The 25,700-nt window shown below is 63.5% G+C and carries 27 protein-coding genes; 14 read left to right on the top strand and 13 right to left on the bottom strand.

All coding sequences use genetic code 11. The features are described 5' to 3' along the window. Nucleotides 1–32 precede the first annotated feature (32 nt). Complete coding sequence (locus LCM4577_RS28560; RefSeq protein ID WP_071074350.1) at nt 33–1,607, bottom strand: trimethylamine methyltransferase family protein; 1,575 nt, start codon at nt 1,605–1,607, stop codon at nt 33–35. A 270-nt stretch (nt 1,608–1,877) separates the two neighbouring features. Between LCM4577_RS28560 and LCM4577_RS28555 the strand changes: the two genes are divergently transcribed. Further along, nucleotides 1,878–2,576, top strand: a complete 699-nt coding sequence (locus LCM4577_RS28555; RefSeq protein WP_040982454.1) for a B12-binding domain-containing protein — start codon at nt 1,878–1,880, stop codon at nt 2,574–2,576. Between the two features lie 85 nt (nt 2,577–2,661). Here LCM4577_RS28555 and LCM4577_RS28550 read toward each other — a convergent pair whose 3' ends face one another. Then, nucleotides 2,662–2,796, bottom strand: a complete 135-nt coding sequence (locus LCM4577_RS28550; RefSeq protein ID WP_041003961.1) for an entericidin A/B family lipoprotein — start codon at nt 2,794–2,796, stop codon at nt 2,662–2,664. Nucleotides 2,797–2,849: 53 nt separating this feature from the next. Here LCM4577_RS28550 and LCM4577_RS28545 point away from each other — a divergent pair, with 53 nt between their 5' ends. Further along, the gene (locus LCM4577_RS28545; RefSeq protein WP_071074349.1) at nt 2,850–3,482 is read left to right on the top strand and encodes a DUF1638 domain-containing protein; all 633 of its coding nucleotides are present in this window, start codon (nt 2,850–2,852) and stop codon (nt 3,480–3,482) included. A 9-nt stretch (nt 3,483–3,491) separates the two neighbouring features. Here the strand turns inward: LCM4577_RS28545 and LCM4577_RS28540 are convergent, their stop codons facing one another. Beyond that, on the bottom strand, nt 3,492–4,406 hold the full coding sequence (locus LCM4577_RS28540) for an NAD(P)-dependent oxidoreductase (protein WP_071074348.1): 915 nt from the start codon (nt 4,404–4,406) through the stop codon (nt 3,492–3,494). A 126-nt stretch (nt 4,407–4,532) separates the two neighbouring features. Between LCM4577_RS28540 and LCM4577_RS28535 the strand changes: the two genes are divergently transcribed. From LCM4577_RS28535 to LCM4577_RS28510, 6 genes are all read left to right on the top strand, one after another. Continuing rightward, nucleotides 4,533–5,108 (top strand): DUF4893 domain-containing protein, encoded by a 576-nt coding sequence (locus LCM4577_RS28535; protein WP_071074347.1) that lies wholly within the window; start codon nt 4,533–4,535, stop codon nt 5,106–5,108. Nucleotides 5,109–5,202: 94 nt separating this feature from the next. After that, a complete protein-coding gene (locus LCM4577_RS28530; protein WP_071074399.1) occupies nt 5,203–5,985 on the top strand; it encodes a formyl transferase in 783 nt (260 codons plus the stop codon). 135 nt (nt 5,986–6,120) lie between these two features. Next, nucleotides 6,121–6,423 carry a virulence factor gene (locus LCM4577_RS28525; RefSeq protein ID WP_071074346.1) on the top strand — a complete coding sequence of 101 codons (303 nt, stop codon included), beginning with the start codon at nt 6,121–6,123 and terminating at the stop codon, nt 6,421–6,423. Next, a complete protein-coding gene (locus tag LCM4577_RS28520; protein ID WP_040981881.1) occupies nt 6,416–7,006 on the top strand; it encodes a methylenetetrahydrofolate reductase C-terminal domain-containing protein in 591 nt (196 codons plus the stop codon). Before LCM4577_RS28525 ends, LCM4577_RS28520 begins: the two co-directional genes overlap by 8 nt. Then, entirely contained in the window at nt 7,003–8,094 is a 1,092-nt protein-coding gene (locus LCM4577_RS28515) for a methylenetetrahydrofolate reductase (RefSeq protein ID WP_040981883.1), read from the top strand. The genes LCM4577_RS28520 and LCM4577_RS28515 overlap by 4 nt, the downstream gene beginning before the upstream one ends. Before the next feature lie 80 nt (nt 8,095–8,174). Further along, on the top strand, nt 8,175–9,152 hold the full coding sequence (locus LCM4577_RS28510; RefSeq protein ID WP_071074345.1) for a methyltetrahydrofolate cobalamin methyltransferase: 978 nt from the start codon (nt 8,175–8,177) through the stop codon (nt 9,150–9,152). A 79-nt stretch (nt 9,153–9,231) separates the two neighbouring features. Here LCM4577_RS28510 and LCM4577_RS28505 read toward each other — a convergent pair whose 3' ends face one another. Beyond that, nucleotides 9,232–9,474 (bottom strand): hypothetical protein, encoded by a 243-nt coding sequence (locus LCM4577_RS28505; protein WP_116390195.1) that lies wholly within the window; start codon nt 9,472–9,474, stop codon nt 9,232–9,234. 101 nt (nt 9,475–9,575) lie between these two features. On the opposite strand from LCM4577_RS28505, the gene LCM4577_RS28500 reads away from it, so the two are divergent. Continuing rightward, nucleotides 9,576–11,645 (top strand): ASKHA domain-containing protein, encoded by a 2,070-nt coding sequence (locus LCM4577_RS28500; RefSeq protein ID WP_040981889.1) that lies wholly within the window; start codon nt 9,576–9,578, stop codon nt 11,643–11,645. 6 nt (nt 11,646–11,651) lie between these two features. On the opposite strand, the gene LCM4577_RS28495 is transcribed toward LCM4577_RS28500, so the two are convergent. Further along, nucleotides 11,652–12,692 carry an acyltransferase gene (locus LCM4577_RS28495; RefSeq protein ID WP_071074343.1) on the bottom strand — a complete coding sequence of 347 codons (1,041 nt, stop codon included), beginning with the start codon at nt 12,690–12,692 and terminating at the stop codon, nt 11,652–11,654. Between the two features lie 292 nt (nt 12,693–12,984). Here LCM4577_RS28495 and LCM4577_RS28490 point away from each other — a divergent pair, with 292 nt between their 5' ends. Further along, a complete protein-coding gene (locus LCM4577_RS28490) occupies nt 12,985–13,170 on the top strand; it encodes a hypothetical protein (protein WP_071074342.1) in 186 nt (61 codons plus the stop codon). Nucleotides 13,171–13,480: 310 nt separating this feature from the next. After that, entirely contained in the window at nt 13,481–14,443 is a 963-nt protein-coding gene (locus LCM4577_RS28485) for an alpha/beta hydrolase (protein ID WP_071074341.1), read from the top strand. 1 nt (nt 14,444) lies between these two features. Here LCM4577_RS28485 and LCM4577_RS28480 read toward each other — a convergent pair whose 3' ends face one another. Further along, nucleotides 14,445–15,344: a LysR substrate-binding domain-containing protein gene (locus LCM4577_RS28480; protein ID WP_040981895.1), complete on the bottom strand. Its 900-nt coding sequence runs from the start codon at nt 15,342–15,344 to the stop codon at nt 14,445–14,447. A gap of 221 nt (nt 15,345–15,565) precedes the next feature. Between LCM4577_RS28480 and LCM4577_RS28475 the strand changes: the two genes are divergently transcribed. From LCM4577_RS28475 to LCM4577_RS28465, 3 genes are all read left to right on the top strand, one after another. Further along, nucleotides 15,566–15,751, top strand: a complete 186-nt coding sequence (locus LCM4577_RS28475) for a hypothetical protein (protein WP_040981897.1) — start codon at nt 15,566–15,568, stop codon at nt 15,749–15,751. A 345-nt stretch (nt 15,752–16,096) separates the two neighbouring features. Beyond that, nucleotides 16,097–16,231 (top strand): hypothetical protein, encoded by a 135-nt coding sequence (locus LCM4577_RS28470; RefSeq protein WP_112099240.1) that lies wholly within the window; start codon nt 16,097–16,099, stop codon nt 16,229–16,231. 301 nt (nt 16,232–16,532) lie between these two features. Then, nucleotides 16,533–17,471, top strand: a complete 939-nt coding sequence (locus LCM4577_RS28465) for a GlxA family transcriptional regulator (protein WP_371410086.1) — start codon at nt 16,533–16,535, stop codon at nt 17,469–17,471. Nucleotides 17,472–17,491: 20 nt separating this feature from the next. Here LCM4577_RS28465 and LCM4577_RS28460 read toward each other — a convergent pair whose 3' ends face one another. The 7 genes from LCM4577_RS28460 to LCM4577_RS28430 form a co-directional block, all read right to left on the bottom strand. After that, the gene (locus tag LCM4577_RS28460) at nt 17,492–18,283 is read right to left on the bottom strand and encodes an ABC transporter ATP-binding protein (protein ID WP_071034106.1); all 792 of its coding nucleotides are present in this window, start codon (nt 18,281–18,283) and stop codon (nt 17,492–17,494) included. After that, a complete protein-coding gene (locus LCM4577_RS28455; protein WP_071074340.1) occupies nt 18,280–19,056 on the bottom strand; it encodes an ABC transporter permease in 777 nt (258 codons plus the stop codon). Before LCM4577_RS28455 ends, LCM4577_RS28460 begins: the two co-directional genes overlap by 4 nt. A gap of 67 nt (nt 19,057–19,123) precedes the next feature. Beyond that, nucleotides 19,124–20,074, bottom strand: coding sequence for an ABC transporter substrate-binding protein (locus LCM4577_RS28450; RefSeq protein WP_071034051.1), 951 nt, complete (start codon nt 20,072–20,074; stop codon nt 19,124–19,126). Between the two features lie 147 nt (nt 20,075–20,221). Then, a complete protein-coding gene (locus LCM4577_RS28445; RefSeq protein ID WP_071074339.1) occupies nt 20,222–21,064 on the bottom strand; it encodes a DUF1194 domain-containing protein in 843 nt (280 codons plus the stop codon). A gap of 79 nt (nt 21,065–21,143) precedes the next feature. Beyond that, nucleotides 21,144–22,085, bottom strand: a complete 942-nt coding sequence (locus LCM4577_RS28440) for a phosphoribosylaminoimidazolesuccinocarboxamide synthase (protein WP_071074338.1) — start codon at nt 22,083–22,085, stop codon at nt 21,144–21,146. A 58-nt stretch (nt 22,086–22,143) separates the two neighbouring features. Next, a complete protein-coding gene (locus LCM4577_RS28435) occupies nt 22,144–22,911 on the bottom strand; it encodes a site-2 protease family protein (protein WP_071074337.1) in 768 nt (255 codons plus the stop codon). A gap of 99 nt (nt 22,912–23,010) precedes the next feature. Further along, on the bottom strand, nt 23,011–25,572 hold the full coding sequence (locus tag LCM4577_RS28430; protein WP_071074336.1) for an FAD-dependent oxidoreductase: 2,562 nt from the start codon (nt 25,570–25,572) through the stop codon (nt 23,011–23,013). Nucleotides 25,573–25,700 lie beyond the last annotated feature (128 nt).

The following is a 25,700-nucleotide window of genomic DNA, read 5'->3' as shown; positions in this document are numbered from 1 at the left end:
GCGACTTTAGCCCGGCCTGACTCGGGCTCCTTTCACGTGAAGGCGTCGGCCATCGAACCCTTCTTCTTGGCGATGAAGTCCTTCAGCGCCTCGTCGATGGCGGGATCGAGATGCGGCGCCTCGTAGCTTTCCAGCCAGCGGCGGGCAAGCTCGTTGGCGCGCTGCGGCGCGGTCTTCTCGCCTTCGGCCAGCCACTGCTCGTAGGAATTGTTGTCGGCGATGTTGGAGCGGTAGAAGGCGGTCTGGAAGTTCGCCTGCGTGTGGTCGCAGCCGAGATAATGGCTGCCCGGCCCGACCTGGCGGATGGCATCCATCGCCTGGCCGTTTTCCGACAGGTCGACGCCCTCGCAGAATTTCTGCTGCATGCCGAGCTGGTCGATGTCCATCATGAATTTTTCATAGCAGGAGGCGAGACCGCCCTCGAGCCAGCCGGCCGAATGGAGCACGAAATTGGTGCCGGCGAGGATCGTCGAGTTGAGCGTGTTGGCGCTCTCATAAGCCGCCTGCGCGTCCGGGATCTTCGAGGCGCAGAGCGAACCGCCGGTACGGAACGGCAAGCCGAGCCGCCGCGCGAGCTGTGCCGCGCCGTAGGAGACCAGCGACGGCTCCGGCGTGCCGAAGGTCGGCGCACCGGACTGCATCGAGATCGAGGACGCGAAGGTGCCGAACAGCACCGGCGCGCCGGGCCGGATCAACTGCGTGAACGAGGCGCCGGCGAGCACTTCGGCCAGCACCTGCGTCAGGGTGCCGGCGACCGTGACCGGGCTCATTGCGCCGGCCAGGATGAAGGGCGTGACGATGCAGGCCTGGTTGTGGCGCGAATAGACTTTGAGCGCGCCCAGCATGGTTTCGTCGAACACCATCGGCGAGTTGGCGTTGATCAGGCTGGTCAGCACCGTGTTGTTCTCGACGAAGTCGTCGCCGAACACGAGCTTGGCCATCGCCACCGTGTCCTCGGCCCGCTCCGGCGCCGTCACCGAACCCATGAACGGCTTGTCCGAGTAGCGGATATGCGCATAGATCATATCGAGGTGGCGCTTGTTGACCGGCACGTCGACCGGCTCGCACACCGTGCCGCCCGAATGATGGATCGACGGCGCCATATAGGCGAGCTTCACGAAATTCTGGAAATCCTCGATCGTCGCATAGCGGCGGTTGCCGTCGAGGTCGCGCACGAAGGGCGGGCCGTAGACCGGTGCGAACACGGTCGCATTGCCGCCGATCTGCACCGAGCGTTCCGGGTTGCGCGCATGCTGGGTGTAGATCGAAGGCGCGGTCTTCAACAGCGAGCGGCAGAGGCCCTTCGGGAAGTGCACGCGCTCGCCCTTGACGTCGGCGCCGGCCTCCTTCCACAGCGCCAGCGCCTCGGCGTCATCGCGGAAGATGATGCCGGTTTCTTCCAGCACCGTGTCGGTGTTCTTCTCGATCAGCGCCAGGCCTTCCTCGTTGAGGACCTCGTAGACGTTGATCTTGCGCTTGATGTAGGTGAGCTGGGTGCCCGGACCGCCGCCCGAACGGGCTGCACGGCGTGCCRCCGCGCCGCCGCTGGCGCCGCGTCCGCGCCGTCCACCCGACGCTTCCTGCTCGACTGCCGCGTTATCGCTCATGATCGTTCTTCCTATAACTTGGCCTGAATTGGCTGGGGCGGCCCATCGTCGCCGCTTCTTGCCGGATCGTAGCCATGCACCCTATTGGAAACGGCCAGCCAGCGCCAACGCCTGTCGCAAAATCGACAAGAAAAGCGCCAATTTTTCAGTCGCTTTCCTTTTGCGGGAAGTCGCAAATCAGCTATGGCTAGCTTGCCCTCGCGGGTTAGGTATTGGCGCATCGATTTTTAGGCTGCCGCAGTGGATCCGAGCAGCAAGGAGCCCGAGAATATGTCCGACGACGAGATCATCCTTTCCGAGCTTTCCGACGACGAACTCGTGCAGCAGATGCATGACGACCTCTATGACGGTCTGAAGGAAGAGATCGAGGAAGGCACCAACATCCTTCTGGAGCGCGGCTGGCAGCCTTATACGGTGCTGACCGAAGCGCTGGTCGAGGGCATGCGCATCGTCGGCGAGGACTTCCGCGACGGCATCCTGTTCGTGCCGGAAGTGCTGCTCTCGGCCAACGCCATGAAGGCCGGCATGGCCATCCTGCGTCCCCTGCTTGCCGCTACCGGCGCGCCCAAGCAGGGCAAGATGGTGATCGGCACCGTCAAGGGCGACATCCACGACATCGGCAAGAACCTCGTCGGCATGATGATGGAAGGCGCCGGCTTCGACGTCATCGACCTCGGCATCAACAATGCGGTCGAGAAATATCTGGACGCCATCGAGCAGCACCAGCCCGACATCATCGGCATGTCGGCGCTGCTCACCACCACCATGCCCTATATGAAGGTCGTCATCGACACGATGAAGGAAAAGGGCATCCGCGACGATTATGTCGTCCTGGTCGGCGGCGCGCCGCTCAACGAGGAATTCGGCAAGGCCGTCGGCGCCGATGCCTATTGCCGCGACGCCGCGGTGGCCGTCGAGACCGCCAAGGATTTCATGAAGCGCAAGCACAACGTTCGCGCTTCCGCCTGACCCAGGGCATCAGGATGGATCGAGAAGAAAAGCCGCGCCTTGCAGCGCGGCTTTTTTGTTCCCAGATGATGGACGAGGCTGCCGATCAGTTGACAGTGTCTTTGACCGCCCTTGCCGTCGATTTGACGTCCTTGCCGACGCCCCGGATGGTGTTGGCGCAGGCGGTGAGTGCAAGCGCGCAAGCCAGGATGGCGATTGGCGCGATGCGTAGCAGTTTCATGGACGGTGTCTCCCTCGACAGATATTAAGCCCCGCAGCGAAAGCCGGCCCGACTTGGTCAAGACGCAAAAAACGGAACCGAATCAAATAGACAGGCTGCTCGTCATCGCCTGCGGGATGATTGCGCGCGAAGTTTTGGCCGTCAAGCAACAGCTAAAGCTCGACCATCTCGAGCTGACCTGCCTGCCGGCCGAGTTCCATTTCTATCCGGACCGCATCGCGCCGGCGATGGACAAGGCGATCGAGAAGGCCAAGGCGGAAGGCTACCGGCAGATCTTCGTCGGCTATGCCGATTGCGGCACCGGAGGCCTGCTCGACCGCGTCATCGAGAAACACGGTGTCGAGCGCATGGCCGGGCCGCATTGCTTTGCCTTTTACCAGGGCGCGGAGGCCTATGCGAAGGTCGCCGACGACGACATGATGTCGTTCTACATGACCGACTTCCTCTGCCGCCAGTTCGAGGCCTTCTTCATCAAGCCGCTCGGCCTCGACCGGCATCCGGAGCTGATCAAGGACTATTTCGGCAACTACGAGAAGCTGATCTATCTCGCCCAGACCGACGATCCGGAGCTCGACAAGGTCGCCGAGAAAGCCGCGGCCATGCTTGGCCTGGTGTATGAACGCCGCTCGACCGGCTATGGCGACTTGACCAGCGAACTGGCGCGGGCGGCACGCAGCACCGCCTGAGAAGGGCCTTCAGACCTCCGCTTCCAGCGCGGCAAGCACGTCGGCAAAACTTGTCCTGCAGACGAAGCCCAGTCGCTCCCGCGCGCGCGACGAATCGTAGACGCGGTCGATCGACGAAAACATCGTCCAGCCCTTCCTCGCATAGAGCCGAGGATAATCCGGGAAATAGCGCGCGACGACGGACGGCGCGTCCGCGATCAGCTCGGCGCAATCCTGCGGCCTGAACGGCGTCGGCGCCGAGACGATGAAGACGTCGAAACCCAGGCTCGGCGCCCTCTCCAGCGCCGCGACATGCGCCTCGGCCGCGTCCTCCACCGTCAGCCTGCGAAACAGCAATTCGTTGGCCTTGGTGTTGGCGTCCGATTGCTCGATCGCATGCGCCATGTCGTCCGCCTCGGGAAAGAAGCGCGCGGTGCGCAGCACCACAACCGGCAATCCGTGTTCAAGGTGGTAGAGGCGGCACAGATGCTCGGCCGAAAGCTTCGTCACGCCATAAATGTTGCGCGGCTCCGGCGACATCTCCTCCGTCAGCCAGGCGGCCTTGCGCGCGCCGCCTTGGAAACCGGCGCGGATCGCCTGCGAGATCATCAGCGATGTCGTCGAGGTGAAGACGAAGCGCTCGACGCCGCAAGCCACGGCCGCGTCGAGCAAATTGAGCGTGCCTTGCACATTCGTCGCGACGAAATCCGTGTTCTCGAAATGCTCGATGTTCGGCTTGTGCAGCGCGCCACTGTGAATGATGGCCTGGATTCGATTGTCGCGGACAGTTCCGAAGACCAGCTCGCGGTCTGCGACCGAGCCGGCGACTTGCGTGCGCGCCGAGACAACCGGATCGAGACCGACCACCTCATGGCCGAGCGCTTCCAATTGTGGCTGGAGCGCGCTGCCCAACCAGCCGGACGATCCCGTGAGCAAGATCCGCATCGATCAAACCGCCATTTTTTCGAGCTCACGCTGTTAAGCACGGATGACAGGCGAGCGCGAACCGGTAAGTTGTGCGCCAGTGACGAAAAGAACTGTTCCAGCCTTCGAATTTGAGGAAATGATTTGATGACCCCTCGCCTGCTTTTTGCCGCTCTCGGCCTCATCGCCTTCACCTTGCCTGCCCATGCCGATGGCGAGGTGCAGAAGCTGATCACCGCCCCCGACAAGGCGCGGCTGGATAAATATGGCGAAACGCGCAAGGCGGCCCTCGAAGAGGCCAAGGCCGGCAATCCGTCGGAGGTCAGGCAATTGGACGGGCTGCTCGCCAAGCCGATCGTCGCCTTCTCCGACAAGGACCTCACCGGCAACTGGAAGTGCCGCACCATCAAGGCAGGCGGCATCAGCCCGCTCGTCATCTATGGCTGGTTCAAGTGCAAGGTGACCGACGACGGCTCCGGCTGGCGGCTGACCAAGATCAGCGGCTCGCAACGCACCACCGGCCGCTTCTTCGACGATGGCGAGAAGCGCTCGATCTATCTCGGTTCCTTCTCGGTGAACAACGACAAGGCCAAGCCCTATGGCAGCGGTCCAGAAAGCGACCAGGTCGGCTACGCTTTCCGCAGCAGCGCCACCGAATGGCGGATCGAATTCCCCGCGCCCTATTACGAATCGAAGCTCGACATCATGGAATTCAAGCGCTGAGCCGGGCTTTGGCGGCTGACCGAACGCCTCCGGCACACCAAGGATTAACCCGCCCCGCATAGCATGCGCCCGGTTCTCCAAGCGGGTGCTTGCCGTGGCAGCGTCGGAATCGAGTACGCGACCAATCGTGGTCGTCACAGAAGGTGGCCCGCATATCTGGGCCATCGTCAATGCACTTGCCGATCGGGTCGGTCCCGTCAGCGTCATACTGGAGAACCCCGAATCCAAAAAGCGCCTGCTCATGGGCCGCGCCCGGCGGCAGGGCTGGGTCTCGGCCGTCGGCCAGCTCGGCACGATGGTGCTGACCAGGCTCGGCAAGCGCTTCCTGGCCGGTCATGCCGAGCGACTGATCGCCGAGGAAAAGCTCGCGACCGAGCCACGACAGGGCCAGACGATCATTCATGTGCCGTCAGCCAACGGGCTGGAATGCCTGAAGGAAATCGCCAGCATCGGACCGGGTGTTGTGCTGCTTGCGGGCTGCAGACTGCTGTCGAAGGACATACTGGCCAGGATGCCTTGCCCGGTGCTCAACTACCATGCCGGCATCGCGCCAAAATATCGCGGCATGAATGGCGGCTACTGGGCGCTGGCCTCCGGCGACCAAGACAATTTCGGCACGACCGTTCACCTGGTCGATGCCGGCGTCGACACCGGCGGCGTGCTGAAGCAGGCGCGCGGCAGGCCAAAGACGGGCGATACGATCGCCAGCTACGCGCTGCGCCAGGCGGCGTTTTCGCGCGATATCTGCGTCGAGGCGGTGAAGAATGCGATGGCCGGTAGGCTGGAAACAATCGACCCGAACCTGCCGTCGAAGCAGTGGTATCATCCGACGATCTGGTTCTATCTCTGGACCGGCCTGACCAAGCGCGTCTGGTGATCAGCCGGCAAGGGATTTCAGCATTCGCTTTGCGCCATCGCCAGCGTCGCTTTTGAAGGCGCGCGCGTCGTCCCATAACAAGCGGGCCAACAGCGCATGCGGCAATGCTCCGACATATTGAGGAGTTGAGAATTCATGGCCGATCTGATCGTCGTCTATTGGCGCGACATCCCCGCCCAGGTCATCGTCAAGAAGGGCCGGCAGAACGCCAAGCGCGAATTGCCGCTGCGCTTCACCGAGGCGATCGACATGTGCGCCATGCGCACCGGCGCCGGCGGCACCGACGACTATCTGGCCGAATGGCGCAAGGCCGACCCCGTCTCGGTCGGCGACGACATCGAGGCCGAGGTCGAGAAGGCCTATCAGGAACTCGACGCGAAATATGACCGCGAGCGGCTGGTCGCTCTGGTCAAGGCTGGCGGGAAAGAAAATGTCTGAGAAGCAGCCGGCGGTCACCCAGGCCACATTGGTCAAGAAGGCAGCGCCGAAATCCGACTACAAGCCTGCCGACGTGTCGCCGCAGCGCCGCGTCCAGCGCACTTTCGCCGTGCGCCTGTGGTCCATCCGGCACTCGCGATTGCTCGAATGGTTCTACAGCCGGTTCGCCGACGCTTTCCTGTTGTTGCATCCTCTGTGGAAAGGTATCGGCTACGGCCGCGTCGAGGCTCCGGTGAAATTCGTCGAGAAGCGCGTCAAGGGTTTCATGTTCGACTGCCGCATGTGCGGTCAGTGCGTTCTTTCCTCCACCGGCATGTCGTGCCCGATGAACTGTCCCAAGCAGTTGCGCAACGGCCCTTGCGGCGGCGTGCGCGCCAACGGCAATTGCGAGGTCGAGCCGGATATGCCTTGCGTCTGGGTCAAGGCCTGGGAGGGCTCGCGCAACATGGTGCATGGCGACAAGATCCTGACCGTGCAGAAGCCGGTCGATCAGTCGCTGCGCGAAACTTCGGCATGGCTGAGGGTGACCGCGCAGGCCGCCGCCGCGCGTGAAACGGCACAGACCCCCGGAGCTTCGGCATGACCGCCCTTCAGCGTGACGAGAACCCGGCCGGCATCCACCTGCCGCTCGATCCTTTGCCCGGCCACACGTCGCGCGGCCGGTTGGAGCGCGTGCTGCGCCGCGGCGAGTTCGCGGTGACCACCGAGCTCAACCCGCCGGACAGCGCCGATCCGGAAGACGTGTACAACCGCGCCAAGATTTTCGACGGCTGGGTCGACGCCATCAACGCAGTCGATGCCTCCGGCGCCAACTGTCACATGTCCTCTGTCGGCATCTGCGCGCTGCTCACCCGCATGGGCTACGCCCCGATCATGCAGATCGCCTGCCGCGACAAGAACCGCATCGCCATCCAGGGCGACGTTCTGGGCGGCGCCGCGATGGGCGTCGCCAACATGCTCTGCCTCACGGGCGACGGCGTGCAGGCTGGCGACCAGCCTGGCGCCAAGCCCGTGTTCGACCTCGATTCCATGTCGCTGCTCGAAACCATTCGCATCATGCGCGACAATGGCAAATTCCTGTCCGGCCGCAAGCTGACGACGCCGCCGCAGGTGTTCCTTGGTTGCGCAGTCAACCCCTTCGCGCCGCCCTACGACTTCCGCCCGATCCATCTCGGCAAGAAGATCGCCGCCGGCGCGCAGTTCGCGCAGACACAGTACTGCTTCGACGTGCCGATGTTCAAAGCGTTCATGCAGAAGGCGCGTGACCTCGGCCACACCGAGAAGCTCTTCCTGCTCTGCGGCGTCGGTCCGCTCGCTTCCGCCAAGACGGCGAAGTGGATCCGGTCCAACGTGCCGGGCATCCACATCCCCGACGCGGTGATCAAGCGGCTGGAAGGCGCGCAGGATCAGAAGAAGGAAGGCAAGCAGCTCTGCATCGACATCATCAACGAGGTGAAGGAGATCCCGGGCGTCGCCGGCATCCATGTGATGGCCTACCGCCAGGAGGAATATGTCGCCGAGATCGTCGATGAATCCGGCGTGCTGAAGGGCCGCCAGCCCTGGAAGCGCGAAATCCGCCGCGACGACCAGATCGTCGCCCAGCGACTCGACCACATACTGCACGACGAGATTACCGAAACCCAGGTGGACATGGTGAAGACCGCGCACTGACAACGCGGCTCGCACGCATTCGCTTGAACCAAATCAGATAACGATATAAAGAACTCTTTATATCCCGACGGAGAGATCGCATGACCCGCACCATCGTCGCCTCGGCGACCCGAGAAATCGTCATTGGCTTCGATCAGCCCTTCTGCGTGATCGGCGAACGCATCAACCCGACCGGCCGCAAGAAGCTGGCCGCCGAGATGGTGGCCGGCAATTTCGAGACCGTCATCAAGGACGCGCTGGAGCAGGCCGCCTGCGGCGCCACCATGCTCGACGTCAACGCCGGCGTCACCGCCGTCGACCCCAACGCCACCGAGCCGGCGCTTCTGGTTCAGACGCTGGAGATCGTGCAGGGCCTGGTCGATCTGCCGCTGTCGATCGACTCTTCGGTGACCGCCGCGATCGAGGCCGCGCTGAAGGTCGCCAAGGGCCGTCCGCTGGTCAACTCCGTCACCGGCGAGGAAGAGAAGCTCGAGGCCATCCTGCCGCTGGTCAAGAAATACAACGTTCCGGTCGTAGCCATCTCCAACGACGAGACCGGCATCTCGATGGACCCGGATGTCCGCTTCGCCGTCRCCAAGAAGATCGTCGAGCGCTGCGCCGACCACGGCATTCCGTCCCATGATGTCGTCGTCGACCMGCTGGTCATGCCGATCGGCGCGCTGGGCGATGCCGGCCGCCAGGTGTTCGCGCTGCTGCGCCGGCTCCGCGAGGAGCTGAAGGTCAACACCACCTGCGGCCTCTCCAACATCTCCTTCGGCCTGCCACATCGCCACGGCATCAACGCCGCCTTCATTCCGATGGTGATCGGCGCCGGCATGACGAGCGCCATCATGAACCCGGTCCGGCCGCAGGAGATGGAAGCCGTGCGCGGCGCCAATGTGCTCAACGGCACCGACGAGAACTGCACCAACTGGATCCGCACCTACAAGGATTACAAGCCGGCCGAGGGCGGCCATGCCGTTGCCGCTCCGGTCGCGGTGACCGCTCCCGGCGACGGCGCCGCCGCTGCCGGCGGCCGTCGCCGCGGCGGCCGCGAAGCCCGCATGGCCAGGGGATAAGCGCGCAATCGTGAACCGCACCGCAAACAAGGCTGATCCGATCGCATCGCGGATGCGCTCGGACAGCTCTGCTTTGCGTTCAGGCCACGCCCAATATGGCGTCGAACAACGCCATTCCCGCCCACGATCCGAAGATGCCCGTCACGCCGCCGACGATGAAATCATCGTCATAGGCGGGCCAGTATGCGTGCAGCACCAGGGTTCCGACGATTGCGCCGAGAATCCCGGTGGCGAGATATTGCGGATTGCGCAGCCACGAGCCCTTGATCACGCGCACCATGGTGAACGCGGTGAAGATGGCGGAGAGCAGAAGATCCGACATGGTTGGCCCTTGGGTTGGCCCCTGGACCAACGGACTCTCCGCCCAATAGTAAAACGATCCGTTAAACGGCATCGGCAATTGCCATCGAGACACGTGCCAGCATGAATCCTCCTCCCAACATCACCGATCCGCTCGTCCTGTTCATGCCGTCGGGCAAGCGCGGCCGGTTCCCCGTTGGAACGCCGGTCCTCGATGCCGCGCGCCAGCTCGGCGTCTATGTCGAAAGCGTGTGCGGCGGCCGTGCCACTTGCGGGCGCTGCCAGATCGAAGTGCAGGAAGGCAATTTCGCCAAGCACAAGATCGTCTCGTCCAACGACCACATCTCGCCCAAGGGCGCCAAGGAAGAGCGCTACGAGCGCGTCCGCGGCCTGCCCGAGCGGCGCCGCCTCTCCTGCTCGGCGCAGATCCTCGGCGACCTTGTCATCGACGTGCCGCAGGATACGGTCATCAACGCGCAGACCATCCGCAAGGACGCCGACACAAGGGTGATCGCCCGCGATACGGCGATCCGCATGTGCTATGTCGAGATCGAAGAGCCCGACATGCACAAGCCGCTCGGCGACCTCGACCGGCTGAAGATCGCCCTGATGAAGGACTGGGGCCTCAAGAACCTCGAATTCGACTTCTATCTGCTGCCGCAGGTGCAGGGCATCCTGCGCAAGGGCAACTGGACCGCGACGGCCGCCATCCACAAGGATGCCGACAGCGACATCGCGCGCGTCATCGCGCTGTGGCCCGGTCTCAAGAACGAGGCCTACGGCCTCGCCTGCGACATCGGCTCGACCACGATTGCCATGCATCTGGTGTCGCTGCTCTCGGGCCGCGTCGCCGCTTCCTCCGGCACGTCCAATCCGCAGATCCGCTTCGGCGAGGATCTGATGAGCCGCGTCTCCTATGTGATGATGAATCCGGACGGCCGCGAAGGCATGACAGTCGCCGTGCGCGAGGCCGTTTCCGGTCTCGTCGACAAGGTCTGCGCCGAAGGCAACGTCCAGCGCGCCGACATCCTGGATTCCGTCTTCGTCGGCAATCCGATCATGCATCATCTGTTCCTCGGCATCGATCCGACCGAGCTCGGCGGCGCGCCCTTCGCGCTCGCCGTCTCCGGCGCGGTGCGCATCAAGGCCTCCGACATCGGCCTGAAGCTCAACCAGGGCGCGCGCCTCTACATGCTGCCCTGCATCGCCGGCCATGTCGGCGCCGATGCCGCCGCCGTCACCTTGTCGGAAGGGCCGCATCGCCAGGACGAGATGATGCTGATCGTCGACGTCGGCACCAATGCCGAGATCGTGCTCGGCAATAGGACGCGCGTCGTCGCGGCCTCCTCGCCCACCGGCCCGGCCTTCGAGGGCGCGGAAATCTCAGGCGGCCAGCGCGCGGCGCCAGGCGCCATCGAGCGCGTGCGCATCGACCCGGACACGCTCGAGCCGCGCTACCGCGTCATCGGCTCGGAGCTCTGGTCCGATCAGCCGGGCTTCGCCGAGAGCGTGCAGGCGACGGGCGTCACCGGCATCTGCGGCTCCGGCATCATCGAAGTGATCGCCGAGATGTATCTGTCGGGCATCATTTCCGAGGACGGCGTCGTCGACGGATCGCTGAGCATGCGCTCGCCGCGCATCGTGCCCAACGGCCGCACCTTCTCCTACGTGCTGAAGGAAGGCGAGCCGAAGATCACCATCACCCAGAATGACGTGCGCGCCATCCAGCTTGCCAAGGCGGCGCTCTATGCCGGCACCAAGCTTTTGATGGAAAAGCAGCACACCGACCATGTCGACCGCATCCATTTCGCCGGCGCTTTCGGATCCTTCATCGATCCGAAATACGCCATGGTGCTTGGCCTGATCCCGGATTGCGACCTCGACAAGGTCTCGGCTGTCGGCAACGCCGCCGGCGCGGGCGCGCGCATGGCGCTCCTCAATCGCGGCTACCGCCGCGAGATCGAGGAGACGGTGAGCAGGATCGAGAAGATCGAGACGGCGCTGGAGCCGAAATTCCAGGAGCACTTCGTCTACGCCATGGCGCTGCCGAACAAGGTCGACCCGTTCCCGAAGCTGGCGGCAGCGGTGAAATTGCCGCCGCGCAAGGTGATGAGCGAGGACGGCGCCGCCGGCGACGCCGCCCCTCGCCGGCGCTCGCGCGAGGAGCGCGCGGCACGGCGCGGCCGCGGCTAGCCAAGCTCAAGCTTGCAGCCGGCCTCGTTCCGCGGCCCCTGCGGCCGCGGCATTGCTTGCCTTCACGACGGTCTTGGGACGTTGCGGATGCAGCAGCCCGATCAATGGCTTTTCGACAATCAGATAGAGCATTGCCGAGAGCGCAACCGTGGCGACCAGGATCGTCGCCGGCTGCAAAGCTGAGGGAATCCCGATCCTCAGGACGACACCAGTCGCCAGCACGCCGACCACGACGTGCCACAGATAGATCGAATAGGACGCATCGCCGAGAAATGTGGGCAAGGCGGCCGGCTTGAACGGCCGTGCCCGCTCGGCAAAAACCGCGCCCGCTACGATCAATGCGGCCGGGAGCCCCCAGCGCAAGGCACGAGGCAAACCGGCATCGAACAGCGGGCCGGCCGCAAGCAGGAGGAATCCCGCGCCAACCATCGCCAGCGCCACTCCGAGCGGCAGCCTTGCGCCCCGGAGCCACAGGCTCCCGACGACGACGCCGGCCGCAAACTCGATCACCACAGGATCGGTGAAGGCCTGCGCATATCCCGCGGGCAGGACGAAGTGCAGCGCGACGATGGCGACAAGCGCGCCCACGAGAACGCCGAACCGCCAGCGCTCGCTGAGGAACAGGACGAGCGTGAAAACGAGATAGAACATCATCTCATAGCAGAGCGTCCAACCCTGTATGACGATGGGATGCAGCGCTCCCTCCTGCAGAGCCGGCAGAAAGAACAGTGAGCCCAGGAAATTCGGCACACTGAAGAAATGGCCGTAGAAGAACTGCGGCTTGAGCAGGATGCCCGCGGCGGTCAGCAGCGTGACGATCCAGTAGAGAGGCACGATGCGGGTGATCCGGCGCCCCATGAAACGCCAGGGATCGGCCGGCCGGCCCGCCGTCGTAACCCACATGATGAAGCCGCTGATGACGAAGAAGACGTCGACGCCGGCTGCTCCGACATTGAACGGACCGCCGAACTGCTCGCTGACGTGGAAGCAAACGACCGCGCACGCGGCGAGCCCGCGCAGATATTGAATACTATGTATGCTCGTCACGATGCCCTGACCCGTATCGCATCATGCTGCAGTGCACATATCCCACGCCGCATCGCACAATAACAATGCAGCCGGTCGCCTCTGTCAACCGCCGATGGCAGCTATTCCGACCGGGCCGGCACGCCGGCCTGCTCAATTCATTTGTATGCAAATGTTTCCGGATCCGCGCGATCCGGAAACCAAAACGCTGTTCTCGCGAAATCGACCCGATACATGCGTGACGCATCTAGCGGCCATCCAACGGCGGCCAGCGACCATCCTCGGCCGTCGTTGCTCTTCAAGGGAGATGAAAATGTCGATGTTCGGAAATCTCAGCCGCTTCGGTGTCACCATCCGGYAGGCTCATGCCAGGAACAAGGCGATCCGCGCGCTCAACGATCTGCCGGCGCATGTCCAGAAGGATATCGGTTGGCCGGCCTCGCCGCCAAGCGACCCGCAGGCAGTCCTTCATGCGCTGCTTCTGGGCACGCCGCGCTGATGACCTTCGCCGACAAATGCAAGCTGCTCGGCAAGCGCCAGGACCGCAACGTGACTCCGGCCGGCGACAACAGGTTGCGCGCAGCACTGCTGCCGAAGCGGCGCTAGAGCAGTTAAAGGAAAGTGCGCAGCGGTCGGGCTTGGCGACTTCGCCGTAGCCTTCCGTCCGGAATTGCGCGAAACAAAGACACTGGCGCCATCGGATCACGCCGATGTGCCAGGGTGATTCCTTGACATTTCAAACTGAGGTACAATCTTCGCAGAGCGGGGGAAATTCTCTTAGTTGGCTCTGCCGAAGTCCGTGTATCCGCATGCCCAGTTTGAAAAGCCATCTCGTTTCGTTCGTTCTCCGGCACAGCCGCAAGAAGGCGTTTTCCAGTCCCGAGAACCTGCAGCGTTGGATCGCCTACGCCCGCAAGACCGAGGACTATCATCCGCCGGCCTTGCTCAAGGCGCGGCTGAACATCACCGAGACCGAAATCGACGGCTTTCCGGTCTATGAGATCGCCCCGAAGGCGGGCGAACGCCGGCGCATTCTTTACATGCATGGCGGCGCCTATGTTTTTCAGATCACCTCCTACCATTGGGGGCTGATCGCCGAGATGGCCGAGCGTCTCGGTTTCGGCATCACCGTGCCGATCTACCCAATCGCCCCCGAGCACGATTTCCACGACATGTTCGGCATGGTCGGCGACGTCTACCGGCGCATGCTCGAACAGACCGACGCCGAGGACATCGTCTTCATGGGCGATTCCGCCGGCGGCAACATGGCCGTCGTGCTGACCATGATGGCGGCCGAGGAAGGCCTGCCTGCGCCGTCGCATCACGTGCTGATCTCGCCCGGCCTCGATGTTTCGCTTGCAAATCCTGAAGTCTTCGAGGCCGAGCGGCAGGATCCGTGGCTGGGTATTCCGGGTGGGCTGGAAGCGGTGCGGCTCTACAGCGCCGGTTTCGACCGCAAAGACTGGCACATCAGCCCGCTTTACGGCGACTTATCCGTGTTGCCGAAAACGCTGCTGCTGACTGGTTCACGCGACATGCTGACACCGGATAATCTCATCTTCGCCGAGAGGGCACGGGCTGCCGGCGTCGAGGTGGACGTGGTCTATGAGGAAGGCATGTTCCACGTCTGGCCGCTGATCGAGATGCCCGAGGCGCGCCGCGCACGCGACAGCATCGTCGACTTTCTCAGCCTGCCGGCACCGCCCCGTGCTCGGGTGCGGCGCAAGGCAAGGGCTGCCCTCGCCGCCCGCACGGCGCCCGCGGCCGAGTAGCTCAGAACTTGCCGGTTTCCCGGAACAATTCGAACGTCGCCCGGATGTGATCGGCCACGGCCTTCACCGGCGCGCTGGCGTCGGGCGCCACCACCATGGCGAGATTGTAAGTGCCGATCTCGGGCATGCCGTCCTTGGCGCCCAGCGAGACCATCTCGTCGCCGAGGAAGGACTTCGGCAGCGGCGCCACCGCAAGGTCGGCCATGATGGCGGCGCGCTGGCCGGCCGTGTGGGCGCTCATATAGGCGATGCGGTAATTGCGGCCTTCACGTCCAAGCGCTTCCAAGGCCCCGGCCCGCCAGGCGCAGCCTTCCTCCCACAGCGAGACCGGCAAGGGCTCGCGCAGATGCGCGCAGCCGCCCTTGGCGCCGGCCCACACGATCGGCTCGGTCAAAAGCACCTCCGCGCCGATCGCGCTGGTCTTGTAGGAATTGGTGAGCAGCGTGATGTCGAGCGCGCGGTCGTCCATGCGGCGGCGCAGATTGATGCTCTGGTCGATGGTGACGTCAACGGCGATCGAGGGATGCGACTGGGCGAAGCGCTTCAAGACATGCGGCAGCACGCGCTCGCCATAATCGTCGGGGGAACCGAGCCGCACCACGCCGACAATGTCGGGGATGATGAACTTCGACACCACCTCGCGGTTGATCGACAAAAGCCGGCGCGCATARCCGAGCAGCATCTCACCGTCCGTGGTCAGCGTCACCGAGCGCGCATCGCGCGCGAAGACCGAACGGCCGAGGATGTCCTCAAGCTTCTTGATCTGCATGGAGACGGCCGACGGCGTGCGGAACACCGCATTGGCGGCCGTGGTGAAGCTGCCGGTCTCGGCGATCGCCACGAAGGTGCGCAGCACATCGAGATCAAGCAGCGGCAGCGGATGATTGAGCGGGGCGTTCATGGGAGCCTGCTTTCAATTTTTCTGATGCAATCCATCATTCCATTTCGTTTGATTGAACATCACTCCAGGCGCATAGTCAACTCGATCGATGCGGGATGCTGCCAAAAGCAGCCATGAAACGCCCCTGACACAGTCCTGCAATCGACATGAAATGAAGCTGAAACAGACCTGATTTAACCCAATGACGGGCGCCTCCCTGCCCGCATAGAGGAGAGAGAGAAATGTCTATCCTGTCGTCCATCGGTCGGCTTGCGACCGAATTCAGTGCGGCCCGTGCCCGCTACCAGACCGAACGCGCCATCCATGCGCTGCCGATCGAACTGCAGAAGGATATCGGCTGGCCTGAAGCCGCCGACGTCAAGACCGGCTTGCGCCTCGGTGTCGGAAGCTGGGCCGGAGCGAAGTAATCAAGTGTGTATGAAGTTCTGAAGGCCTGCCGTGTCAGCTCGGCAGGCCTTTTGTTTATGGTTTTTGTTTGCATTCAAATGAGTTTTCCAGCCATGCGGCCGCTGCATGACGCATATGAACCACTCGCATAGCGGGTTAACAGGCCAGTTAAAGCACTGGAAACAATAGGAAATTGTGGGCATATTGCCCGAAAATGTCGCAAACCATGTCGCTTTTCATATCAAGCGCTTCGTTTTTGCGATTTAGTTTTTGCTGAAGTGAGCCTATATCGGCCGCAGCAAAAACGAGCTGCCCCACTCCTTAAGCGAAGGCGACCCGTCTGAGCAACCAAATGGAGATGGATGATGAAGCTCTTTGCCCGCCTGTTCGCCCGCCGCGAAATGAACCTGACGACCGCTCTGGAGCGTCAGCGCCTCGCCAAGACCATGCCTGGCCAGACCGGCGCCGTGGCCGCCGCTCGTCTCGGCTTTATCGCCTAAGACAATTCGGTTACTGAATTCAACGCCGCCCGGCTTGCCAGGCGGCGTTTTTGTATGGGCGTCGACCTGATCTCGGCGCGGGGGACAGCTTGCAGTTGCACGAATTGCCCATTTGCGACCCGTGTCGCAAATTTAATCTTCACTTAGCCGCCTACCCGATTGACAGGAATGGTTTTTCCTGTTGTCGCTATGCTGTTCGCGACATCCTGTTCGCGTCATGGCTGCGTGAGGTTTCCCCGTGAATGCCGTAAAGCACCCGATCAAGAGATCGTTTGTATTCTTCCTCGTTCCCGACTTCACTATGATCGCCTTCGCGACGGCGCTCGATCCACTGCGCTCGGCAAACCGCATGCTCGGCTACGAAGCCTATAGCTGGCGCCTGGCAAGCATCGACGGCAAGCCGGTCCGCGCCTCGAACGGCGTCGAATGCGCCGTCAACACCTCGCTCGAGGAAGAGCGCAGGAAGATGGCCGGACCGGACCGGCCGAACATGGCGATCGTCTGCAGCGGCATCAATGTCGAGCGCTACCAGAACAAGTCCGCTTTCGCCTGGCTGCGCGAGGAGTATAACCGCGGCGTCGCCGTGGGCGGCCTGTGCACCGGCGCCCATATCCTGGCCGCCGCCGGCCTGCTTTCCAACAAGCGCTGCGCCATCCATTGGGAGAACCTGCCGGGCTTCTCGGAAGCCTTTCCGAAAGCTAATGTCTTTGCCGACCTCTTCGAGGTGGATCAGAACGTCTATACCTGCGCCGGCGGCACCGCCGCGCTCGACATGATGCTGAAGCTGATCGGCGACGACTTCGACGAGAGCCTCGTCAACCGCGTCTGCGAGCAGGTGCTGACCGACCGCGTGCGCAGCCCGACCGACCGCCAGCGCCTGCCGCTGCGCGCCCGCCTCGGCGTTCAGAACTCGAAGGTGCTCACCATCATCGAGCTTATGGAGGCCAACCTTGCCGAGCCGCTGTCGCTGATCGAGATCGCCGACCATGTCGATCTTTCCCGCCGGCAGATCGAGCGTTTGTTCCGCACCGAGATGGGCCGCTCCCCCGCCCGCTACTATCTGGAGATCCGCCTCGACCGCGCCCGGCACCTGCTCATCCAGTCGTCGATGCCGGTGGTCGAAGTGGCGGTCGCCTGCGGCTTCGTCTCGGCCTCGCATTTCTCCAAATGCTACCGCGAGCTTTATGCCCGCTCGCCGCAGCAGGAGCGCGTCGACCGCAAGCAACTGCTGGCGGCTTAAGCAGGCAGAGACGCAGTCCTCTAAACAGACTGCGTCTGCGCCGTCCGCATCGCCTCGACGCGGATGTCTTCGGTGAGCTGTGCCTTGAGCGACGAGAATTCCGGGCTGGTCTTCAGCGTGTAGTGGCGCGGATGCGGCAGGTCGACCGGCACGTCCGACTTGATGCGGCCGGGCCGGGCGCTCATCACGATCACCCGCGACGCCATGAAGATCGCCTCCTCGATGTCGTGGGTGACGAACAGCACCGTCTTCTTGCGGCGCTCCCAGATGCCGAGCAGCAGTTCCTGCATCAGCCCGCGCGTCTGGTTGTCCAGCGCGCCGAACGGCTCGTCGAGCAGCAGGATTTCCGGGTCGTTGGCCAGCGCCCGCGCGATCGCCGTGCGCTGCTGCATGCCGCCCGACAGCTGCTTCGGCCAGTGGTTCTCGAAGCCTTTGAGCCCAACCAGATCGACATAGGAAGCAACGATCTCGTTACGCTCGCGCTCAGGCCTGCCTTGCTCGCGTAGGCCGAAGCCGATGTTTTGCGCAACCGTCAGCCAGGGAAACAAAGTGTAGGACTGGAACACCATGCCGCGGTCCGGTCCCGGCCGTGTGACCGGCTTGCCGTCGAGCAGCACGCGGCCTGTGCTCGGCGCTTCCAGTCCGGCGACGATCCTGAGCAAAGTCGACTTCCCGCAACCGGATGGTCCCAGGATGGTGATGAAGTCATTCGCCGCGACCGCGAGGTCGACCGGCTGCAGCGCCTGCACCGGCTCCCCGCCTCCGACCCCGGCAAAGGTCCGCGAGACGCCCTCGATCTGAAGTTTGCTCATGCCAGGCTCCACGGATAGAGCCAGCGATTGAGCGCCTTGAAGGCGAAATCGGACAGAAGCCCGATCAGCCCGATGACGATGATGCCGAAGATGATCTGCCCCGTCGCCAGCCGCGACTGGCTGTTGATGATCATATAGCCGATGCCCGATGACGAGCCGATCAGCTCGGCGACGATCACATAGGTCCAGGCCCAGCCCAGCACCAGCCGCAGCGTTTCGGCGATCTCCGGCGCGTTGGCCGGCATGATGACGCGCTTGACGATGCCGTTGTCGGTCGCACCCAGCGTATAGGCGGCCTCGACCAGGTCTCGCCTCGTGCTGCCGACCTTGACCGCGACGATCAGAATGATCTGGAACACCGAGCCGACGAAGATCACCAGGAGCTTCTCGAGTTCCCCGATACCGGCCCACAGGATGAGCAGCGGAACGAAGGCCGACGCCGGCAGGTAGCGCGCAAAGGATACGAACGGTTCGAGGAAGGCTTCGACCGGCTTCCAGGCGCCCATGGCGATGYCGATCGGCACCGCGACGATCGAGGCCAGCACGAAGCCGCCGAAGACACGCCAGATGGTGATCAGGATATCGAGCCAGAACCGGTCTTCGACGAGCAGCCGCCAGCCGTCCTTCAGCATCGACAGCGGATCGGCGAGAAAAATCCGGTTCACATGGCCGCCAAGTGTGATCCATGCCCAGAAGGCCACGAACAGCACGAAGAAGGCGATGCCGAGCACGGTTCGCGTGCCCGGCGCAACGGGGTACAAGGGACGCAGCATCAGGCCCTGTCCTTGAGGAGAAAAGCCGATGGCGGCTTGGCGCCGCCACCGATCGGAGGACGCGAGATCAGTTGGCAACCGCGCTGGTGTCGGCAAGCGTCGTCACATCCGGCGCTTCCTTGATCAGCCCCATCTGCAGCAAGAGCTCGGCGGCCGTCTTGGAAAAGTCCTGGAAATCCTTGGTGAAGAACTGCTTGTTCTCCGCCTTGTCGGCCCATTTCAGGTACTTGGCCGAATCCTCGAACTCCTTGGCCGACTGCTTCACGTCGGCGCCCATGATCTCGTAGGATTTCTGCGGGTCCTTCTTGATCATGTCGAGCGCGTCGAAATAGCTGTCGGCGAGCGCCTTGGCGGCATCGGGATTGGCCTTGAGGAAGTCCGGCGTGCAGCCGACCGTATCCATCACCATCGGATAGTCGAGCGTGGTCGCCAGGATGTGGCCCTGGTCGGCCTTGTCGCGTACGGCCGAGATGAAGGGCTCGTAAGTAACGGCGGCGTCATTCTGGCCGGCCAGGAAGGCCTGCGCCGCCGCGTCCGGCTCAAGGTTGACGACGGTGACGTCCTTGGTCGACATGCCGTTCTTGTTGAGCACCCAGGCAAGCAGGAAATAGGGCGAGGTTCCGGGCGCGGACGAAGCGACCGTCTTGCCCTTGAGATCGGCGACGCTCTTGATGTCGTTGCGCACGACGATGCCGTCGGCACCGTAGGATTTGTCGAGCTGGAAGATCTGCTTAGTGGTGACGCCGCTGGCGTTCCACACCATCCAGGTCTCGACCGTGGTCGCCGCGCATTGCAGGTCGCCGCTGGCAATCGCCAGCGGGCGGCTCGCCTGCGGCACTTTCTTCAACGTGACATCGAGCCCGTGCTTTTCGAAAAGCCCGGCCTGCTTGGCCAGGGTCAGCGGCGCGAAGCCGGTCCAGCCGCTGATGCCGATGGTGAGCGAGGTGGCAGCCATCGCCGGCGCGCTAAGCACGGCGGCCGCCGTCAGCGCCGCCGCGAAAATGGAGGTTCTGTTCATTGTGGTTCCCCTTTTTGTGGTGACGCGAATTGTCTCACAGACCCCAAAAGGCTTGTCAATGAAGCAGAAGCCTCACCGGACGATGGTCCAAGCCAGGGCATGATCCCGGAAAGTGGATCCGGCTTTTCGGAGCAGCTGTTCGATCCGTTATGGCTGCCCCCAGCCGCGGTTGCGCCACATCTTTTCGCCCACAAGGCAGTCCGCTGCCGGCCTGTCGTCGGCGAGCACGAGCGGCGGATGCGCGGCCTCCTCGGCCGCCCATTGCGGTGAAGCCGGACCGGCGAGCTCGAGCACCAGCTTGCGGCGGATCGCTTCCGGGAACTGCGTCCAGTCGTTGACCGGGATCATGAAGGCGCCCGGCCCGCCGATGACGCAGTCGCTGTAATAGCGGTCGAGATTTTCGACGTCGAAGGCGCCGCTGAAACCGCCGCGCGTCATCAGCGGCAGTCCGTTGATGGTGATACCTTGCCTGACCACCTCGTCGCGCGTGAGATCGACCGGCGCGCCCTGGTTGTTGGGTCCATCGCCGGAAACGTCGATGACGCGCTTCGTGCCCTGGAAACCGCTCTCGGCGAACAGGTCGCTGCCGAAGCTCAGCGCGCCAGAGATCGAGGTCCGCCGGGCGCTGTCCGGCGGACGGGCATTGAGCCGCGCCACCACCTTCTCGGCATCGTCGCGATTGGCGATCACCGTCCACGGCACGACGACGCGCTGCCAGGTCGTGCCCGCCCACTCGACATAAGTCACGGCGATCTTGCCATAGGCGCCGTCCGCGATGGCCTTGAGCACGTTGTCATGGGTGAGCGCCGCGGCGTAGCCGTGGCGCTGGATCTCCAGYTCGGCCGGCGACATGGAGAGCGAAACATCGACCGCCAGCACCAGTTCGACATCGACGGGCTCGGCGGGAGAAGCTGCCGGCGTCAGCCAAAGCGCCAGCGCCAGGGCGGCACCGGCCAAGACGATATGCCTTGCGCGGGCATAAGCGGACATGGACGAAGGTTAGGCGAAAATCGTCCCGCGCAAAAGCCGGGAATTTCCCGGCATTGGATTTTCGGCCGGCGTGGGTCTTCTAGAAATATCGCGCTAGATTCGAACGGATACGTTCCAGCACGGTATCGCCGGAAAGATCAGGCACGAATTTCGCGCCTGTGATCGCTTCATAGGCCTGGATATAGACCGCCGAGGCCTGGTTGATGATCTCGTCCGGAATTTGCGGGATCGGATCCTTGTAGGGATCGCACCGCGCCGACACCCAGGACCGGATGAAATCCTTGTCGAAGCTTCGCGGCCGGCCGCCGCTTTCGAACGCCTCGTCGTAGCTCTGCGCGATCCAGTAGCGGCTGCTGTCTGGCGTGTGGATTTCGTCCGCCAGCACGATTGCGCCGTCCGGCGCGGTGCCGAATTCATATTTGGTGTCGGCCAGGATCAGGCCGCGTTCGGCGGCGCGCTGCTGGCCGCGGGCGAACAGCTGCAGCGCATAGCGCGATACAGTATCCCACTGCGCCTGCGTGAGCAGCCCGTGGTCGATGATCTCGGCTTCCGACAGCGGCTCGTCATGGCCGCCATGGGCGGCCTTGCTGGTCGGCGTGATGATCGCTTGGGGCAGCTTTTCATTGTCGCGCAGCCCGTCGGGAAAGCTGTGGCCGTAGAAGCTGCGTTCGCCTTTCCGGTACTTGGTCAGGATCGAGGTGCTGGTGGTCCCCGCCAGATAACCGCGCACGACCATTTCCACCGGCAGCATGTCGAGCCGCCTGCCGACCACGACGTTGGGGTCGGGATATTCCAGCACGTGATTAGGGCAGATGTCGGCGGTTTCCTCGAACCAGTAGCGCGCCGTCTGGGTGAGGACCTGCCCCTTGAACGGGATCGAGGCCAGGATCGTGTCGAACGCGCTCAGACGATCGGTGGCGATGATGATACGGCGCCCGTCCGGCAGATCGTAGTTCTCGCGCACCTTGCCGTTGTAGCGGTTGGGCAATTCGGGAATGAAGGCGTCGGACAGGATGCGCATGGGGCGTGTTGCTTTCGCGGACTCTGATGGGCCACATAAGCCGCTGGGCCCCTGCACATCAAGCCGGGCGCTGCGGAACGGGCTTCTTCTTGCCGGCAGCGCGAAACGCCCGCCAGTTCGGCCTGAACGAAGGCGGAATCCACAACAGAATTCCGGCTGTTGCCGCARGCACAATGACCGCGAAGCGCAAAATTGAAAGCACGACGCCGCAGAAGCCGACGATCCGCGTGGCGGTATCCGGGCCGAAACGCGGCGCAAGCAGATGCCTGGCGATCGCCCCGCCATCGAGCGGATAGGCCGGGAGGAGGTTGAGAACGGCCAGAACCGCATTCACCAGGGCGCCAAGCCAAAGCGTCCACCCGAGAAGCGTGTCCGGTCTCGGCGCCGGCGAACTGAAAAGACCGTCCGGCTCGACCGGCAACAAGGGCCGGGCAAAAAGGTAATAGGCAGTCGCGAAACCCGCCGCCAGGATGATGTTCACCAACGGCCCGGCGAAGGCGATCCACGCCCAGCCATAGGGCGAAGCCGCGGCGCCGGGCTTGAACCAGGCAATTCCGCCGAAGAGGTACAGGTCTATCCGTTGGGTGCCGATGCCTCGCCGTCGCGCGGCCCAGACATGGGCAAGCTCGTGCAAAAACACCGACAGGAACAGCAGCGCGGCAAAGATGAGCGTATGAGTCAGGGCGGCCTGGGGACGTCTCGACCACTCATGCAGGAACGGCAAGGCGGCGGGAACGGCAAAGGTCCAGCTGACATGGACGGGAATGTTCCCCGTCATCGTGAAGACGAACGCGTCGTTCTTCCTGTCCCAGCCGAACCGTTGCAAGCTACCCACTCCGCCTGGTGCAAACGCTATGCGAGAATCCTGCTGCRCAAAAGAAAAAAGCCCGGCCGAAGCCGGGCTGTTGCGTCCATCGTCTAGCCCTCAGCTTCTCGGCTTGAGGTTCTCCGGGTCGTAGAGCGGCTTGTAGCCGACGCCGGCGACCTCGACCGGATAGGTCTCGCCGAAATACTCGACCTGCAGCTTGCGGCCTTCCTGGGCATAAGCCCAGGGCAGATAGGCAAGCGCGATGTTCTTGCCGATCGTCGGACCATAGGCGACCGAAGTTGTGAAGGAGCGGCGGCCGAGCTCGTCGACCAGTGTCTCGCCGGTCGCCGGGTCCATCACCGGCATGGAGCCGACCGGATAGCGCGCCACGCCTTTGGAATCGGTGTTCTCGGTCATCACCAGCGTGCACAGCATCGCCGGCTGATGCGCGCGGGCGCGGTATTCCAGATGCTTGGCCTTGCCGCAGAAGTCGTTCTCCTTGACCTTCGGGCGGGCAAGGTCGGCCTCGAGCAGATTGTACTCGGTGAGCAGATCGGCGTTCTGCAGCCGCAGGCTCTTTTCCATGCGGCGCGTGTTGGCGTAGGTCTCGACGCCGAACGGCATCACGCCAGTGGAGCGCAGCGCGTCCCAGACGGCAAGCCCGTCCTCGTAGCGCATATGCAGCTCCCAGCCCTGCTCGCCGACATAGGAGATACGGAAGGCGGTGACGTCCTTGCCRCCGATCCTGATCGGCTTGATCGCGGCGAAGGGAAAATTCTCCGGCGTCAGGCCTTCCGGGTTCTCGACCACTTTCTGCAAGGTCGTGCGGGCATTCGGCCCCCAGATGCCGATGGTGACGTATTTTTCGGTCACGTCGGTGACGGTGGCGTCAAAGCCTTTGTCCTGCGCGGTGCGCTGCATGTAGCGGAAGTCGCGCGGGCCGGCGTCGGCGCCGTCGATCACCCGGCAGCGGTCGGCCATGCGGATGACGGTGAAGTCGGCGCGCACCATGCCTTCCTCATCGAGGAAGTGGGTGTAGATGCCCTTGCCGATATTGTTGTCGCCGCCGATCTTGGCCGCGCACAGCCATTCGAGCAGCGCGACATGGTCGGGGCCTTCGACGTCGTACATCGAAAAATGCGAGAGGTTGACGATGCCGCAATCCTCGCTCATCGCCAGATGCTCGGCATTGGAGACGCGCCAGAAATGGCGGTTGTCCCACTCGTTCTCGCGCACCGGCACGCGGTTGCCGTATTTTTCCAGGAGATGCTCGTTGGCGGCGTAGCCATGGGCGCGCTCCCAGCCGCCCAGCTCCATGAAATAGCCGCCGAGCTCCTTCTCGCGCTCCCAGAAGGGCGAGCGGCGGACGTTGCGGCCCTTGGAGAACGGCTCGCGCGGATGCACCGCCGGATTGTAGACCTTCATCGCCGTTTCGGTGCAGCGGTCCCAGATGAACTGTTCCTGCATCTGGTGCGGATAGAAGCGCGAATAGTCGATCTGGTGATGGTCGATCGACGTGCGGCCGTCGGTCATCCAGTCGGCGATCAGCTTGCCCATGCCCGGGCCGTCCTTGACCCAGATGGCGACGGCGTACCACAGGCCTCTCACCTTCTGGCTCTCGCCCATGGACGGACCGCCATCGGTGGTCACCTGCAAGAGGCCGTTGAAGGAGTGGCCTTCATTGTAGCCGAGCCCGCCGAGGATCGGCGTCAGTTCCATGGCGCGCTCCAGCGGCGCCATGATCTGCTCCATGTCGAGGTCGCGCTGCGACGGCGACAGCCGCGCCTCATGCTTTTCGAGCAGATCGCGCGGGTGGCAGAGGCGCGGATTGGTCTCCTCGTAATAACCCCATTCGATCTGCCCGCCCTCGGCGGTCTTCGGATCGCCGGTGTCGCGCATATAGGCCGAGTTGCCCTGGTCGCGCAGCAGCGGCCAGCCGATCTCCTTGCCGGTGCCGGCGAACTCGTTGTAGGGGCCGAAGAAGGTCAGCGGATGGTCGATCGGCATGACCGGCAGGTCCTCACCAACCAGAGCCGCGGTGAGCCGGCCCCAGATGCCGGTGCAGACCACCACATAATCGGCCTCGATCGTGCCACGCTCGGTGACCACGCCCTTGATGCGGCCGTTCTCGACGATCAGCTCCTTGGCCGAGGTGTTGGCGAACGCCTGCAGCTTGCCCGCTGCAACCCCTTGGTCGACCAGCTTGCCGGCAACCGTCTGCGAGCGCGGGATGACGAGACCGGCATCCGGGTCCCACAGGCCGCCTTGCACCAGATGCTCCTCGATCAGCGGAAACTTTTTCTTGATCTCGGCCGGCTCGATCAGCCGCGCGCGGGTGCCGAACGCCTTGGCGGAGGCGACCTTGCGCTTGATCTCGTCCATACGGCCATCGTCGCCGACGCGGGCGACTTCGAGGCCGCCGACGCGCGCGTAATGCCCCATCTTCTCGTAGAAATCGATGGAATAGAGCGTCGTCCAGCATGACAGGAAATCGTGGCTGGTCGTGTAGCAGAAGTCCGAGGCATGCGCCGTCGAGCCGATATCAGTCGGGATGCCCGACTTGTCGATACCGACGATGTCGTCCCAACCGCGCTCGATCAGGTGGTGGGCGACGGACGCGCCGACGATACCGCCCAGACCGACGATGACGACCTTCGCCTTTTTCGGAAACTCTGCCATTGCCCGCGACTCCAAAGGGATAGACGGGCGCGTTTGCGCGCCCTTCGAATGGCGCACAATATGCAGAGGACGCGGATTGAGCTACCGCCTGTTTGCGACACGCCGCAAGTGCGGCGCGACGGCTCGTG

The sequence above is a fragment of the Mesorhizobium sp. LCM 4577 genome (genome assembly GCF_001854795.2).
Classification (GTDB): Bacteria; Pseudomonadota; Alphaproteobacteria; order Rhizobiales; family Rhizobiaceae; genus Mesorhizobium; species Mesorhizobium plurifarium.
This window is presented reverse-complemented; position numbering and strand designations above follow the sequence as displayed.

Excerpts from the sequence above, each read along its gene's own strand:
- LCM4577_RS28555 (WP_040982454.1), top strand. The coding sequence starts at position 1,878 with ATGTCCGACGACGAGATCATCCTTTCCGAGCTTTCCGACGACGAACTC.
- LCM4577_RS28550 (WP_041003961.1), bottom strand. The coding sequence starts at position 2,796 with ATGAAACTGCTACGCATCGCGCCAATCGCCATCCTGGCTTGCGCGCTT.
- LCM4577_RS28540 (WP_071074348.1), bottom strand. The coding sequence starts at position 4,406 with ATGCGGATCTTGCTCACGGGATCGTCCGGCTGGTTGGGCAGCGCGCTC.
- LCM4577_RS28535 (WP_071074347.1), top strand. The coding sequence starts at position 4,533 with ATGACCCCTCGCCTGCTTTTTGCCGCTCTCGGCCTCATCGCCTTCACC.
- LCM4577_RS28525 (WP_071074346.1), top strand. The coding sequence starts at position 6,121 with ATGGCCGATCTGATCGTCGTCTATTGGCGCGACATCCCCGCCCAGGTC.
- LCM4577_RS28520 (WP_040981881.1), top strand. The coding sequence starts at position 6,416 with ATGTCTGAGAAGCAGCCGGCGGTCACCCAGGCCACATTGGTCAAGAAG.
- LCM4577_RS28515 (WP_040981883.1), top strand. The coding sequence starts at position 7,003 with ATGACCGCCCTTCAGCGTGACGAGAACCCGGCCGGCATCCACCTGCCG.
- LCM4577_RS28505 (WP_116390195.1), bottom strand. The coding sequence starts at position 9,474 with ATGTCGGATCTTCTGCTCTCCGCCATCTTCACCGCGTTCACCATGGTG.
- LCM4577_RS28500 (WP_040981889.1), top strand. The coding sequence starts at position 9,576 with ATGAATCCTCCTCCCAACATCACCGATCCGCTCGTCCTGTTCATGCCG.
- LCM4577_RS28485 (WP_071074341.1), top strand. The coding sequence starts at position 13,481 with ATGCCCAGTTTGAAAAGCCATCTCGTTTCGTTCGTTCTCCGGCACAGC.
- LCM4577_RS28475 (WP_040981897.1), top strand. The coding sequence starts at position 15,566 with ATGTCTATCCTGTCGTCCATCGGTCGGCTTGCGACCGAATTCAGTGCG.
- LCM4577_RS28470 (WP_112099240.1), top strand. The coding sequence starts at position 16,097 with ATGAAGCTCTTTGCCCGCCTGTTCGCCCGCCGCGAAATGAACCTGACG.
- LCM4577_RS28465 (WP_371410086.1), top strand. The coding sequence starts at position 16,533 with ATGATCGCCTTCGCGACGGCGCTCGATCCACTGCGCTCGGCAAACCGC.
- LCM4577_RS28460 (WP_071034106.1), bottom strand. The coding sequence starts at position 18,283 with ATGAGCAAACTTCAGATCGAGGGCGTCTCGCGGACCTTTGCCGGGGTC.
- LCM4577_RS28450 (WP_071034051.1), bottom strand. The coding sequence starts at position 20,074 with ATGAACAGAACCTCCATTTTCGCGGCGGCGCTGACGGCGGCCGCCGTG.
- LCM4577_RS28440 (WP_071074338.1), bottom strand. The coding sequence starts at position 22,085 with ATGCGCATCCTGTCCGACGCCTTCATTCCCGAATTGCCCAACCGCTAC.